This is a genomic window from Novipirellula herctigrandis (assembly GCA_007859835.1).
Taxonomy (GTDB): domain Bacteria; phylum Planctomycetota; class Planctomycetia; order Pirellulales; family Pirellulaceae; genus Novipirellula_A; species Novipirellula_A herctigrandis.
This window is the reverse complement of the sequence record SJPJ01000001.1, coordinates 2,374,552-2,389,380: the sequence shown is the minus strand read 5'-3', so window position 1 is coordinate 2,389,380 and position 14,829 is coordinate 2,374,552. Positions and strand designations below refer to the sequence as shown.

General features: G+C 53.2%; 13 protein-coding genes. 10 read left to right on the top strand and 3 right to left on the bottom strand.

All coding sequences use genetic code 11. From position 1 onward, the window contains the following. Positions 1–118: 118 nt before the first annotated feature. From CA13_RS08610 to CA13_RS34890, 8 genes are all read left to right on the top strand, one after another. Positions 119–1,408 carry an SIR2 family anti-phage-associated protein gene (locus tag CA13_RS08610; protein WP_146395553.1) on the top strand — a complete coding sequence of 430 codons (1,290 nt, stop codon included), beginning with the start codon at positions 119–121 and terminating at the stop codon, positions 1,406–1,408. Beyond that, entirely contained in the window at positions 1,401–3,173 is a 1,773-nt protein-coding gene (locus CA13_RS08605) for an ATP-binding protein (RefSeq protein ID WP_146395551.1), read from the top strand. The genes CA13_RS08610 and CA13_RS08605 overlap by 8 nt, the downstream gene beginning before the upstream one ends. Positions 3,174–3,240: 67 nt before the next feature. Beyond that, the gene (locus tag CA13_RS08600) at positions 3,241–3,585 is read left to right on the top strand and encodes a hypothetical protein (protein WP_146395548.1); all 345 of its coding nucleotides are present in this window, start codon (positions 3,241–3,243) and stop codon (positions 3,583–3,585) included. Positions 3,586–3,679: 94 nt separating this feature from the next. Then, on the top strand, positions 3,680–7,087 hold the full coding sequence (gene drmA, locus CA13_RS08595) for a DISARM system helicase DrmA (protein WP_146395547.1): 3,408 nt from the start codon (positions 3,680–3,682) through the stop codon (positions 7,085–7,087). Beyond that, positions 7,080–8,897, top strand: a complete 1,818-nt coding sequence (drmB, locus tag CA13_RS08590; protein ID WP_146395545.1) for a DUF1998 domain-containing protein — start codon at positions 7,080–7,082, stop codon at positions 8,895–8,897. The genes drmA and drmB overlap by 8 nt, the downstream gene beginning before the upstream one ends. Continuing rightward, positions 8,894–9,691: a DISARM system phospholipase D-like protein DrmC gene (gene drmC / locus CA13_RS08585; protein ID WP_146395543.1), complete on the top strand. Its 798-nt coding sequence runs from the start codon at positions 8,894–8,896 to the stop codon at positions 9,689–9,691. Before drmB ends, drmC begins: the two co-directional genes overlap by 4 nt. Positions 9,692–10,099: 408 nt before the next feature. Next, complete coding sequence (locus CA13_RS08575) at positions 10,100–10,984, top strand: TIGR02452 family protein (protein ID WP_146395541.1); 885 nt, start codon at positions 10,100–10,102, stop codon at positions 10,982–10,984. Positions 10,985–11,035: 51 nt separating this feature from the next. After that, positions 11,036–11,200, top strand: coding sequence for a hypothetical protein (locus tag CA13_RS34890; protein ID WP_419194102.1), 165 nt, complete (start codon positions 11,036–11,038; stop codon positions 11,198–11,200). 299 nt (positions 11,201–11,499) lie between these two features. Here the strand turns inward: CA13_RS34890 and CA13_RS08570 are convergent, their stop codons facing one another. Both CA13_RS08570 and CA13_RS08565 read right to left on the bottom strand, forming a co-directional pair. Next, positions 11,500–12,381, bottom strand: a complete 882-nt coding sequence (locus CA13_RS08570; protein ID WP_146395539.1) for a hypothetical protein — start codon at positions 12,379–12,381, stop codon at positions 11,500–11,502. Further along, entirely contained in the window at positions 12,378–13,505 is a 1,128-nt protein-coding gene (locus CA13_RS08565; RefSeq protein WP_146395537.1) for a hypothetical protein, read from the bottom strand. Before CA13_RS08565 ends, CA13_RS08570 begins: the two co-directional genes overlap by 4 nt. 318 nt (positions 13,506–13,823) lie before the next feature. On the opposite strand from CA13_RS08565, the gene CA13_RS08560 reads away from it, so the two are divergent. Both CA13_RS08560 and CA13_RS34885 read left to right on the top strand, forming a co-directional pair. Next, positions 13,824–14,297: a hypothetical protein gene (locus CA13_RS08560; RefSeq protein WP_146395535.1), complete on the top strand. Its 474-nt coding sequence runs from the start codon at positions 13,824–13,826 to the stop codon at positions 14,295–14,297. Between the two features lie 37 nt (positions 14,298–14,334). Beyond that, entirely contained in the window at positions 14,335–14,511 is a 177-nt protein-coding gene (locus CA13_RS34885; RefSeq protein ID WP_419194101.1) for a hypothetical protein, read from the top strand. A gap of 46 nt (positions 14,512–14,557) precedes the next feature. Here the strand turns inward: CA13_RS34885 and CA13_RS08555 are convergent, their stop codons facing one another. Beyond that, positions 14,558–14,827 carry a toxin-antitoxin system HicB family antitoxin gene (locus CA13_RS08555; protein WP_146395533.1) on the bottom strand — a complete coding sequence of 90 codons (270 nt, stop codon included), beginning with the start codon at positions 14,825–14,827 and terminating at the stop codon, positions 14,558–14,560. Positions 14,828–14,829: the final 2 nt, after the last annotated feature.

Sequence of the window (14,829 nt, the reverse complement as noted above, 5' to 3'; positions counted from 1 at the left end):
ACCGAAAACGAACCCCACACCCCGCCTTATCCTCCACGGCCGCGAGGTCGAGGGACGTCTCCGGAAGCGGAGGTTCTAGGATATATTTTCAATCAATAAATTCTAAACAGTAAAAACAATGGCAAAAAAGAAAGCTTCAAATCTACCGTTCGAACCAGTTTCTGAGGACAACGAGTTCAAAGGTGCAGCGTCCCAGAAAAAGATTGTTGCCTTCCGTGGAGACTCAAAGCTGGACGAGGAGGCGCTCCGTGCTCATCTCGCCGCTGTGTTACGTCTAGAGCACATCGGCGTTCTACTAGGTGCTGGTGCATCCGTCGGCATGGGCGGAATGACAATCCAAACTCTCTGGGAAAAGTTCACGACAGAGTTCGAGGATTCCTTCGAGACTTTGAAAGATCACGGTTTTGTTGATGGTAAGACGCCGAACCTTGAGCAGGTAATGGACGACCTGCAAATTGCAATACTCGATGCCGCCCGGCGCGATGCTGACGAAAAAGAAGATCTTGTTGCGGCGCAACTTGATTTGCGTCGGACGGTTGTTGCAGCATCGCTCCTGCAACAGGATTACTGGGAAGATCCGCTGAAGGTTCGCGACATCCCGACGAAGCTTCAAGACCACTGTCAACTACTGCAAAAGATACGTGGTGCTCGACAGCCGGGGCAGGCCGCCCCATGGATATTCACGCCAAACTATGACCTGGCGATCGAATGGGCTGCCGAAGCCGTTGGGCTAGAAGTAATGAACGGGTTTCGGGGTTTGCACAACCGCACCTTTTCTCCTCACGCTTTCGATCTGGGTCTGCGTAACACGCTTGCTCGCGGAGAAGCCAGATTCGGTTGCTATGAGGTCTACCTTGCAAAGCTACACGGTTCACTGACCTGGATCGCCTCGAATGATGACTGTGTTGTCGAAAAGTCCGGTGAGGCTCTGTGGCAAAAGATTCGTGAGTTTCGCGATGGCTCGGAAGACGACTTTGGGCAAGAGATGGTCTTCCCAAGTGCGGCGAAGTACATGCAAACCGTGGGATTCGTGCTCGGCGAACTTTTTCGGCGTTTTACCGAGTTTCTCAATCGGCCTCAAACTGCGTTGATCGTAAACGGATACTCGTTTTGTGACGACCATTTGAATCGGATCATTCTTTCTGCGTTGCAGAACCCAACGCTTTCACTGGTGGTCTACGCACCGGTGGCTGACATAGGTGAAGACGGCCCTGAAGTCTCCGACGAATACAAGTCGTTGCAACGTCTCATTGCGTTGAAATCACCGCAGGTGACGATTGTTGGTGGGTGTCCGCGTGCCTGCTTCAATAATCTCGTTGTCGATCTTCCAGATCCAGCAATCTTTGATGAGCGATCAGCGGAAATTGCGAAGATGATCCGTGAGATGAAGGGCGGCACAAATGCTTGATCGTGCAGTTTTCGGATATGTCGTGTCGATCGACGGCCCGGCCGTTATTTTGAATCTACGTAGTGAACATCGTGGATTCGTTGCCTCACATCGCCAAGGAATATCGGGCTTGCTCGAGAACGGAAGCCTTTTTGGTGTTTGTAGCGGATCTTCAATCTTGGTGCTGCGAGTGTTGAGCCTTCAGTTCGCTGAGCCTAAAGAAGTCCACTTGCATCTTCGTGAGGCGGCAGCCGATCGGGATGAACCGCTTAGGAACTTGAAGGCAATTTGCGTTGGTCGACTTAGCAAAAAATCCAAAGAGCTTCAGTTCGACGGAGATGCACTGGCGTCGCCAGCGCTAGGAGCAGAGGCTTTTCCATTGACGGACATGGAGCAACGAGCGATCCATTGCCTCCCTGAGGATAGTAGCCCGCAGATAACACTTGGCACGACAATTCGTGGTTCCGGCAGTCTCGATGTTACGCTCAATCAGTTGCTGCCTCGCCATATTGCGGTTCTGGGAGGGACTGGGCAGGGAAAGAGCTGCTTTACCGCTGCGATGCTTCAGCAAATGTTGCCCTGCAATTCTGCAAGGATCGTTGTGTTCGATATTAATGGTGAATTTGAGCGCGCATTGCGGCCTCATTGTAATGAAAGCGATTTCAAGATCACGCGATTGGGTGGGGATCCAGAAAACGATGGCTATCGGCTGCCCTATTTCGCACTTGGGCGTGCAGGCCTTTCGCGTCTCTTGCTGCCGAGCGAGAGGACACAGCGACCCGCACTCAACTTTGCTCTTGAGTCACTTCCGTATGTGGAACACTCGGACGGTGGTGCATATCTCGCTGGAGAAGAAGAGGCTTGCTTATTTGAAGATTGTCGTCCTGGAAAGGAAAATGCGGCAGTGCGAGCTATCGAGAGCTTGCGAGATCCGAGCAATCTAGACACAGCGGACACTTGGCCTGCGATGGCGGCATTGAGTTGCCTGATAGCAGATAGTCAGTGCCTAAGAAAGAACAACCAGCAACGATGGGAAAGGCAAGCATTTCATTATTCCAACGTCTCCCCATTAATTGATCGCGTTCGACGCAAGATAGATGACCCAATGTTTACGCAAGTTGTAAATGTTGAGGGTGGAGATCTGGTAAGAGGGAGCTGGGGAAAGCATTCGACGGCCCTCGTTAAGCGTTTTTTCGGCTCGGCGAACTCTAGGTGGAAAGTTCACGTTGTAGACCTGAGGCTAGTGACCCACGATTTACTTCCCGGTGTACTGGGGTCGTTGCTGGAGCTTTTCGCCTATGACTTATTTCGGAAAGGTCAAGATGAGACGTTTCCTACCTTGCTCGTCCTTGAGGAGGCACACCACTATCTGAGGTCAGTAACGCTCGAAGACGGTTCCACAGCTGACGCTTTAGCTTACGAACGGCTTGCCAAAGAAGGACGGAAGTTTAATCTCTCTCTCTGGATTAGCACGCAGAGACCCTCTGAAGTCTCAAGCACAGTATTGTCGCAATGCGGCACATGGGCGTGCTTTCGTTTAACTGGGCAAGCTGATGTTCAGGCGGTAGGCACCGCAACGGAATGGCTTGATCGACGGGAGATTTCGGCGATCTCAGGGTTGCCGCGTCAACAAGCGTTGTTGTTCGGATCAGCAATTCCGCTTCCGACACGCGTCCGCATTCCAAACGCCAATCCGACGCCGAAGTCAAACGATCCGCAGTTCGAGCGATGGAATGTTGTGCGAAGGACAGTTAAGAAAAAAACCGCGAAAAGAAAAGGTTCTTGATAAACTACGTTTACATTTCGAGAAACTTTCATTCGAAAAGAAACCTAAAACCCGCGAGAGCAATGTTGTGCCCAATCGAATAGAGCTGTCATTTTTCCTGCTGTCGCAAGCTACTCCGCTTGGCCAACCACCGACCGAGTCTCGGTCTTGGACAAACGTGGAAGTCTGGCTGGCGATCGCTTTGCTTGCGTTTGGCATCACGCTGTTTGTCTTTCAGCATCTTCACTTGAAGTCATCCAAGGCTGAATGGACGTCCGAAGCGACGATTCGATTCTTTGGTTTTCCGCTCGTTATCATTGCAGCCCTATTTTTGATCGTTGCTGGCTATTCTGATCAACAGGTTGCTCCCGTGTTCGGATTATTGGGCGCAATCGCGGGATACTTGTTTGGCAAGACTTCCAGCGGATCGTGAATGCATCAAGATGGTCATCTGTTGAGGGACTGCTGGGCTGATACAATTCATCCTTCCAATAAATGTCTGATGTACTCACCCTCGAGGAAAACACATGGATTCCGCTGAAGTCCGTTCGTCTCTGCTCGACGCGCTGCGTCTTGACTTGGTCGGCCCCGGACTCGGGTTGGGGGATTCGCTTGAAGTCTTGAATCAGTTTCCGTCTCGCTGGTACATGACCGGCTTTCTTGTGCCCACCGAAGCGAACGAAGAGCAGAAGATTGACGATGACGGCGATGACGAAATGGAGGACGCAGGCGATACGGGTGGAGCGGACGATACGATCGAGCCGGACAAGCCGGCAGCGCGGCGTGCCAGCTTTCCATCATCAATTGGCGTCAGTCTTCTTGTGTCCGCCCAGACACAGTCGCTTGACATCGTCGTCCGGTGGGGTGACTACAAACTTCAGCTTCCCGACGCCGACGTTGGATACAGTCCTTGGATACGCAAAGATCGCAAGGAAACTGTCTCAATAGAACTCCCCGTCGGCAAAAAACGCTGGCAGAAAACGTTCGAGGTCCCGAGGAGTTTGGGACTAGAGATTGTCGTTGCGGTTCGCAGCGTAGAAGGGGATGCGATTGCAGGCAACCTACCCAGCGGTACGCGAAGTGTGTCTCTGTTCCTGGTCAACCGCCGCACGCCTTCCCCCGATGACACTCGCGACGAAGCCTTTGCATTTCAAGCAGCGATGCAGATTAGTTCCGACCAGCCACTGGTCCCACGTCCAGACCTCCGCAGCGCAGAAAACGAATGGGACATGCAAGTTGCCGATCTGCAGTACCGCGATGCATTCGAGTTTGCAGTCGGTCACAGCATTTCGACGTACGCGGAGGTCGAAGATGGATCGTGCAGCGTGGTACGGACTAGCTGGATTCCTGAGGCTGAGGTCGACAAAGTATCGCCGACCATAATTGATGGCGTCGAGTTGCGAATGGACAACTTGGCCCTGATTCGAGATTTTGACGATGCCCAAGAAAAGCTATCAGGTTTTGTGTTGGCTTACCGTCAGTGGATCCAGGATCAACGAAGTCAACTGGACGGACTGAATGAAAAGCGATCGGAGGTCGCCGAGGCACTTCTCGCTCGGGCCGGTGTTGCCGCGAATCGAATTGAAAAGGGCATCTCACTCCTTGAGAACAAGGACGTCCACAAGGCGTTCTGCATCGCGAATCGAGCGATGGCCGCCCAGGCAAAGAAGAGGCTTGCCACACAATGGAATGTGCCGGAAAAGACGGTGATCCCCGAGTGGCGTCCGTTTCAGCTTGCATTCGTGTTGATGAATATGGAGGGAATCGTTGACCCGAAATCGGCTGACCGCCAAGTTGTCGATCTGCTCTTCTTCCCCACCGGTGGTGGCAAGACGGAAGCTTACCTTGGACTCGCGGCCTTCACTCTGGTTCTGCGGAGACTGAAGAATCCCGGCATCTCATCTGCGGGGCTCTCGGTCTTGATGAGATACACGCTCCGGCTCCTAACGCTCGACCAACTTGGACGTGCCGCAGCGTTGATCTGTGCGCTGGAACTCGAACGCGAGAAGGATGTTGTGACGCTTGGGGAATGGCCGTTTGAGGTGGCCCTGTGGGTAGGCCGTGCAGCAACGCCGAATTTCATGGGCAAGATTGGTGATGGCAGCAAAGACTCCGCACGCGCAAAGACGATAGCCCACAAGAACGACGATCGAAAACCTTCTCCCATACCAATCGAATCTTGTCCCTGGTGCGGCACCAAGTTCACCAAGCACTCTTTCACGCTCAAGCCAAACCCAGACTATCCGACCGATCTGCGAGTCCATTGCATGAATCGTCATTGCGATTTCAGCGGGGCGTCAAAAAGGCATCTGCCAATCGTCTCGGTCGACGATCCCATCTATCGACGATTGCCATGCTTCATGATTGCGACGGTCGATAAGTTCGCGGCGATGCCGTGGACAGGCGAGGTGGGGAAATTCTTTGGCAAAGTACAACGCTACGATGAAAAAGTCGGATTCTATGGCCCGTGTAGCCCCGGAATCGGACATCCGTTGCCCAGCGGCGAGTTGCTGCCACCCGATCTGATCATCCAGGACGAACTTCACCTGATCTCTGGTCCTCTCGGGACTGTCGCAGGACTCTACGAGACCGCCCTTGATGAACTGTCGCACCGCGAGATCGATGGAAAGAGAATCGGACCAAAAATTGTCGCTTCGACTGCGACCGTCAGACGTGCCGAAAGCCAGATTCGCGCGTTGTTCAATCGCAGTGAGGTCGATATCTTTCCGCCTCCCGGACCGGACCGCCGCGATTCGTTCTTCGCCCAGACGGACGATCCATCCATAAGCAATGCAAGGCTTTACACAGCGATCGCTGCACCGGGCCGGAGCTCGAAGAAAATCTACCTGAAGGCACAGCTCTGCTTGATGGCAGCAGCGGCGAAACAATACCGTCTTCACAAGAACGACGATCCGGACAAGCCACGGCCTGCCGATCCCTACATGACTGTGTTGGGATACTTCAACAGCCTACGAGAGCTGGGCGGCGCCAGACGTATCGTTGAAGATGAAGTTACGAACGCACTCTTGGGATATGCAAGCCGAAAACGCGTCGGAGAGGACGAGGGACTCTTTATCAATCGAAAGCTTAAATCCGATGTGGTCGAACTGACGAGTCGTGTCAGCACAGCGAAAGTGGCCGAATCAAAGCTTCGACTCGAATCCGAATTTGGGCAGAAGGAACCTAAGCCAGTCGATGTTGCTCTGGCAACCAATATGATCTCGGTCGGATTGGACATCACTCGATTGGGATTGATGCTAGTGTTTGGTCAACCCAAAACCAGTTCCGAGTACATTCAGTCGACAAGCCGCGTTGGTCGCGATGAAAAGCGTCCCGGTTTGGTGGTGACGGTATTGAACCTAAATCGCCCGCGTGACCGATCGCATTACGAGCGTTTTGCTGCCTACCACGAATCCTTTTACCGTCACGTTGAGGCGACAAGCGTCACGCCGTTTTCCCCGCGAGCGATGGATCGTGCTTTGGCGGGAACCCTTGTCGCGCTGGCCCGTCATGGAAATCCAAACATGACGCCTCCTCTTGGTGCGCAGGAGATTCTCACCGAGCGTCCGACTCTTGATTTTGCCGTGGACGTTCTTGCAACACGAGCAGAGAACCACATGAAATTCGACGACCCAGACGATGCGAACCATCTTCGCGCTCGCGTGCGGCAGCGGTGCTTGGATCTGCTGGATGAGTGGTCGAAGATTGTTGACGACTATCGAGACAAGGGAGTCTCGACTCAGTATCAGCGTGAAGTTGGATCCGCAAAACAGCTGCTCTATGAGTTCCTAAACCCAGATCTTGTCGGATTGCACGAACGACACAGCAAGTTCCGAGCAAATCGTTCGATGCGTGACGTTGAACCTGAGGTCAATCTTTGGTTGCGCAATCTAGACAATGTTCCGTTGGAGTCACAGGATGAAAGAAATGGCTAATCGAAACACATCACGACCACATGGGCAGACGCGTCGTAGCCAAATCATCACGACGTTCGGTCCCGGATCCATGATGGATCTTCCGGACCATTCCGTCTTGATAGGTGGATTGGATCACTGGACTGGTGATAAGCAGGAAATCGTCGAGCCACGCCTTTTGGAGAAGCTGGAGAAGACGCTCGATCTCGGCCAGTTGCAGATGTTTGCGCCGCCACACGACCTCGGTGATCCCACGCAGCCAAAGACGGGGATCGTTGCCTGGCAATTCCCCGAGTGGTTTATCACTCAGGATGCGATCGTCGATCCAGACGAAAAATCAAAGATCCGTTCGCGACGCCTGGTTCATCGGTCAGCGCTAACGAGTGGCAGATTCATTGACGACAACAGAAAACGACAGAACGTTGTCCCCATTCGTTTTGTGCGTGCTTGTCGCAACGGACACATTGGAGATATCGACTGGTACCCCTTCGTTCACGAATCGTTGGATTCCGAGTGTAAACGGCCGCTATGGATCGATGAACTGGACACGAGCGGAGATATCAGTTCGATCATTGTTCGTTGTGAATGTACAAAAGACCGTCCGTTGAAAGAGGCGGTGGGCTACGTGAGCAAGGCACTTGGCAAGTGTGATGGTGGCCGACCTTGGCTCGGTCCCTATGCAAACGAGCGATGTGACCAAATCAGCCGACTACTCATCCGCACTGCGAGTAACGCATACTTCTCGCAGAAGATGAGTGTGATTTCATTGCCGAAACGAAACGAAACGGTCAGTAAAGCTGTCGACCAAGCTTGGCAGTTTTTGGAGATCGCTCAATCAATTGAAGACGTAGGCTACGAGCGGCGGCGAACGCAGGTGAAATCGGTCATCGAGGATTTCACTGACGAAGAGATTTGGGGAGAGATCGAGGCTCGACGTGGAGGTACAGGAACGGAAAAGTCGGTTAAGCAAGCCGAAATTGAAACACTCGTTGCCGCAAAGGATGGGCTAGGCAACGATAAGCCAGACGGCGACTTTTTTGCGAGAGCACTTCCGCGAGCGCACTGGGACCAGCCGTGGATGAAAGACATTGTACGAGTCGTGCTGGTGCATCGACTACGAGAAGTGGTGGCTCAAATAGGATTCACTCGGTTTGAAGCATCTACGCCAGACATCGAAGGAGAGTTGGATATTGGGGTGAATCGGGCCGCGATCGCCAGAGAAATGTCGTGGGTTCCTGCAATCGAGAACCGTGGCGAGGGTGTCTTTATCCAATTCAGCAAAAATGCCGTCGACTCATGGGCAGCTCGAAGTGACGTGCAGGCCTATGGACGAAAGCTGCTGAATGGATTCGACGTCTGGAAGGATGAGCACACGACGTCGAAACGCGAGTTCCCTGGTTTACCATTCATCATGCTGCACTCGTTTTCGCATTTGCTTGTGACATCGATGTCGTTGGAGTGCGGTTACCCCGCTAGCTCGATTCGCGAACGAATTTACGCGATTCCAGAGATCGGGTACGGTGTGCTGCTCTACACCGGGTCGCCCGATGCTGAGGGGACGCTTGGCGGACTTATTCAGTCTGGTCGCAAGATTCACGATCACACGCGACAAGCTTTGGAGTACGGCGAATTGTGCTCGAACGATCCGGTCTGTGCGAACCATGATCCCGAAAACGCTCATGAACGCCGATTCCTTCACGGTGCTGCCTGTCACGGTTGCCTGCTGATTTCAGAAACATCCTGTGAACAGTTCAACGATTACCTGGATCGCAACCTGGTGGTGCCAACGCTCGAAGGCGCCGGCGTCGAATTCTTTATTGATGGCTCATGAATTTTTGCTTCACCAAACTGTCGACGCGCGACCTCGAATCCCTCGCGGCCGCGCTCAGGTCGGGACGATTGCCGGCGCCGTTTAATCCGACGATGGTGCGGCAGTACGTGTCGACCGCGCAGGCCGAAGAAACTGTCGCCGCCCTGAGCGGTTTGCACGAGGAGGGCTTCAGCCCACCGCAGATCGCTCGGCTGATCGAAGCCTCTCACGCCGAGCGATCGGCACGGATGCGTCCGGATGAAATTATCGACCTGGTTACCTCCGGTCCCGATGCACCGGGCGCAACGAATCGAGACACCGGTGTCGTCGTCAGCCAGCTGTTCTCGAAAGCGAGGCAATCAGTATTAGTGGCCGGCTACGCTGTCTATCAAGGCGATAGGGTTTTCAGTGCCCTAGCCGACCGGATGCGAGCGAACGAGTCACTGGACGTAAAGTTCTATTTGGACATCCGACGCCGCGACAAAGACACGACCGAATCATCGATCCTGGTTTGGCGATTCATGCAGCGACTGCTCAATGAGCAATGGCCGGAGGATTGTCGACTGCCGGAGGTGTACTACGACCCGCGGTCACTCCATCTCAACAAAAGGTCCAGTCTCCACGCAAAGTGCATTGTCGTGGATAAAGAAATCGCATTCGTTTCATCGGCAAACTTCACGAACGCTGGGCAAGAACGAAATATTGAAGTAGGAACACTACTGCGTACCCCAATTATCGCCAGACAACTCGCAAGTCACTTCGAGAAACTCCGCGAGCGAGGTTTCCTGCTAAGGGCGGATCCACCGCGATCCTGAGTCCAGCGGCGACAAGCCGATGCGACTGGGATATCTCTCGACGTCACGAAGTGTCTAACAAATGGTGTGTTGTGAAAGTTGGGTTAAGTTCCTAGATGATCGCATCTGCCTCGTCGCGGGTTGTTACTGATCGGTGTTTTGATTGAGGGAGAGTTTGCCGAGCTTATTCTCCCTTCTGTTCCGTGGCGATGACGATCGCGGCACGGGATATGACGTGGTACTGTGGATCGAGGAGCAAATGGCTTGTATGTTTTTTTGCCACCGGCGATGAAAGTTCATTCGGCGAACGTTTCGGCACGCACCAAAATGGAAAGTGGGATCCGGGCGATCGAGTCAATGGTGAGGAGACGCAATGGTTTTCGATAGTGCGAATGACGATACTTTCGTTGGAGAGATAGAGACACCGACATGACTAACTTGCGTTTCACAGATTGCATTGATTCGGATGAATTGGCCCGTAAGAACCGGCGTGCTCTTGAGATTCGATACGAGATCGCGGAGTCGCTTGGGCGTTCTGCTCTTGAGGCAATGGACAATGGCGAATACCTGACCGACAACGGGTTGGTCGATTGGTCGGCGGAAATCAAGGCGGCTGAAGCAGCGAAGGTTTCCATTGCACCCGATGCCAGTCTGCCGGATGCGACACAGCGATCGCAAGACGATAGGCAGGCTGAGACTTTGGTGACCGTCGCTAATGAAACGACGTTGGCCGCCGCGCATGCTCTGGTCGCAGAAGGGCATCGCCCATTGGCTCTCAATTTCGCAAATGGCGTTGAGCCTGGCGGTGGTTTCTTGCGGGGCGCGACCGCTCAAGAAGAAACGCTCTGTCGCAGTAGTGCGTTGTATGCGACGTTGTTTGGCGATCCGATGTACGAGTTTCACCGCGACAATGATCCCGCTGCTTCGAGCGACTGGGCGATCCTATCGCCGGATGTACCTGTTTTCCGTGACGATGCGGGAATGGAATATGACACGCCGTGGCTGCTTAGCTTTTTGACCTGTGCCGCGCCGTACGCACCTGCGATCGGTCGACTCGATGCAGAGCCAATGCTTCGCCAGCGGATTCACCGCGTGCTTTCAATCGCGAGAGCCTATCAATACGAGTCCCTCGTGTTGGGTGCGTGGGGATGTGGCGTGTTCGCGAATGATCCGCTGCAAACGGCAAAGGATTTCCGAAGTGCTCTGGAAGGTGAATTTGCCGGAGCATTCAACCGCGTGATCTTTGCCATCACCGATTGGTCGGAACAACGAAGATACTTACGTCCGTTCTGCGACGTCTTTTCGGAGGTTTGATGTTCTGGGACCATAGGATTCACCATAACGCGAAAAGGAGGATGCGAAACGATGCAGAACGATTCCGAAGAACAACCGCTAAAACAGACTTCTTCGGCGTCTTGTGATCCGGCATGTCCTGTTTGCGGTGGCAGCTTGATCGACATTCGAGGCAAGTTGCAGTGCACGAAATGTCATCGGATTTGCGAGACGTGCTGCGAGGGTGGTCGCGGATAGTGACGAGGTCATAAACGGGATGAAGTTTGAAGAGTGAGGGGAGAAGTTGTTGAAAAAGTCGGGGTGCGGTTTCCGGGTTATGAAGTCGTCGTATCGCTTGCCAAGCAGCTAGTTGCGCAGGGACTGCGCTGGTTTACTGCTTCAAACACCTCCGGTCGCATGGCAACGGTCCTAGCGATTGAAGCGATCAGGCCATGCTTCATGGTCCGATAAGGATCGGCTATGTAGCGAAGAAATTCACATTGTGTGGATCGATCCGTCTGACTGGCCCGCGTTCTGATCGTACTTGTGAGCTTGTTCTATTTGCTCGCTTCTTGCACTGGCTCGATGACATCAACGATCAAACGTTCGGCGGTCACTGTCAAATTTTGGGGTGTGACGTTCATGCCGCTGAGTAGGCCAATGTCAGTCGTCTTATGGGCGTCCTCAAGTGCCGCTGGATCTCCGATCATTTCTCGAAGCCCGTCGCCCAACGACGATATCAATTGTCCTTTGCTTTTCGGAAAGCAGGTTTCGATGGCGCTGATCCACGGGGCTACCCAATTTTCAGTTTCATCCCGACCGGCCAGATGCGCCAGTGCAATCACTCTTCCTAGATCTTTTGCCGAACGCAGCAGGCCCGTCATGTTTCCAGATTCAATCCGGCTATTTCCGATTGCTGGATGTGCAAGCAAGTTTGCGAGCGCCATCATGGCTGGGTTTGCATATTCAATACCGACTTTCGACTTGAGTGGACCCAAAGCTACGACACCCATGTAACGAAAGCTCGGCAAGCCATACCAGCCATCGGCGAGCTGAAGGGGAATCCATTTCTTCGCTGGCTCTTGGCCAATCGCGGGTACGTTTAGAAACTCGATGAAGTATTCGGAAGAGTTGGGGGGATAGAGGCGAATAGCACGGAGATCGTCGATCGGTTCGGGATCAGCATGCGGAAAGCATTGCTCGGTTCGAGTCCAACCGAGATTGAGAAGGTTCTGCGTCATTTCCGCGCAGTTCTGCTCTTCGCCAGCTGGGTGCACGACCAAGTCAGCGTCTTTCGTATTGACCGCCTGCCCCTCGAGTTGTGCGTGAAATTCGTATGCGGCCGCCAGGCTTCCGGTGACAATCAAATGAGAATGCAGGGACTCAGGGATATCGCTGGCTATGCGATCGAAGAGTTCAACAGGATCCAAGCGTGTCATGCGAAGCGTACTTCCGTGCGAAAATGGGCGAATAGATCGTTGGCCTGTGCGTTTAGGCCCATATCAATGAGGTCCAACGCGGTTTCCACAGGATCGGCGATGGGTAAGCCAACATTGGGTTGTGTAGTGAAGTCGGGTTCCAGTCGCGTTATCGGATGAACAACGAGGGTCGGTGAATCATCGGATCTTTCGTCGGTGGTTTCTTTGAGCGCCGGGTCCAACTTTTGAATAAAGCTAATGTCGAGGATTTGATTTGGGCAGTGTACTAATAGATCGATCCGAGGTGTTCCATTCAGGTCAAAATCAGCGTGCCAACGCCTTGCTGCAACCACGCCGCCAAACGCAACATGTTTTGGTTGATTTCGATCGAGGCGTTTGATGAGTGATTCCGGATTCGGTCGCTGGCCGGAGCGGTCAACGAATTGGATTGATTGTCGGTCAGACTTTGTCAGTGTTAGTACGTCCTGCCAAACGTTTTTGGGAAAGTGGCTGATGTCACCTTCTCTCAATCCCGATTCAGATGCTGGTATAGAGTCGAGTGATTTCCGAACCGTCGGATACGAGCAGCCGACGTGTTTCCCCAACTCACCGATGCCTATCGGTCCCTTGGACATGAGCCAACGAACAATTAGTACTTTGAAAATCTCTGCTTTCTTGCTGGCCTGCTCAATCTTTCGAAGTTCGCTTGACTTCCTGAAGCCCAACTTTTCATCTGCCAATATCCCCTCCGCCAATTGGTCGAGCGACGGATTGTCCCGTTGCTTCCAATGTTCTCCGTCGCGAATGACGATCATCGAAAGACGCTTCGATATCTTTGGAGCAAACAGCTCACGCAGTTCATCCCATTCGTTTGATATCCGCTCTTTCGATATCCGCGAACCGTCCATGACAAGTACTCCCGTCCGGGCTTCCGGCCGCTGGCTCAGCGACACTGCTAATTGCATTAGCCCGGAGTACAGTCCTCGCATTCCTTGCGGCTTGGCTTGTACTTCTAAGATCGTCGCCCCGTCGCGGCTGACGAAGTCCACGGGCGAGTCGGCTGGCTCGTGCTGGTAATGCTCAGAAAACCAGTGTTCGTCGATCTCGCTACCCAAATCCGCACCTCGTCCATTTAAAAGTTGCAACTTATATTTAATGTTGCAACTAAATTTCAATGTTGCAACTAAAAACACTCCGAATCGCAGGTTTTACTGTCTTTTCAGGCCTGATTCCGGCAAATTCCGAAGTTTGCGAGGCCTTCGCACAAGGAAGCTCCATTACTCGCCGACGTCGCATCATCCTGCGATACGCCGTCGTCGTATCAATCATGCCGCCCCGGACACCCAGTTTTCGATAGGCTGAACTGATGAGTAGGAGCCGCCTATGACGCAGCAGGAGGCCGGCCACTGGACTACATCGCAACAATGGGAACGTGTACGCGAATAGACGCTAGGGGATGAACAATGCCTTGGAAAATGATCACTCGTCAGGAACTGTACGACGAAGTCTGGTCGATGGCCGTTTCCAAGCTGGCTCCGAAGTACAACCTTTCGGATGTCGGATTCGCAAAGTTCTGCAAACGATGCGACATCCCACGACCACCTCGCGGGTATTGGGCGAAACTTGAGGCAGGAAAGAAGGTCAAGAAAACGCCGCTTCCGAAGCATGACGAGGAAGACGAGATTCGCGTTTATGTGCCGGAGCCCGGGGAGGTCGAGGCTCAAGAGGAAGCGAAGTCTAATGTGGAGAAGGAAACGGAGGCACTTCCGAAGATCGAAGTCGCCAAAACCTTGCGTGGATGTCACACAACTGTTTCCCAAACCCGACAAGCTTTTGAAGACGCCAAGAGTCGGGACGATGGTATCCTTCAGTCACCAAGCGACAGCAAGCTCGATTTGATTGTTATCGGAAGCTGGCGGCAAATGGCGTCCAGATGAAAGCGATATCAAGTCAGCCCGACAATCACTTACAAAGATGAAGCCAGAATACACAGTGGAGTTCATCAGCCTGATGGCTCGATTCCAGGCTGCCAGGCGACAAGACGTGGAAGGGCTGATCCGCACTCCGACCATCAAAAAGGTGATTGGAAAGTACTGCCGTCGAATTGACGAGCAGCTTGAGTTGTTCGTCGTTGACGATGACTGGACTTAGACGACAGAAGTCGATAAATGACGCTCGAGTAATCCAAAGCCGGCGTTTACTGGCCCGAGATGGCTTGCTCGATCTCAGCCAATGTCGGCTCGGTTCCACTTTGGGTTTTGGACATGAATTTCATGACTCTTGCATGCAACTGTTCGCGATCGACATTGCTTAGCCGGTCGCCCATCATCGCGAGCGTCTCGGTCTGAGCGATCGTGGCTGCAAGCGTTGCGTTGATGTAACTGTTTAATGAAACGCCCTGTTTGCTGGCTAACTGTTGTGCCTTTGCTTTTAGGTCATCTCGCATTCGCAAGGAAAGCGTTGCCATGG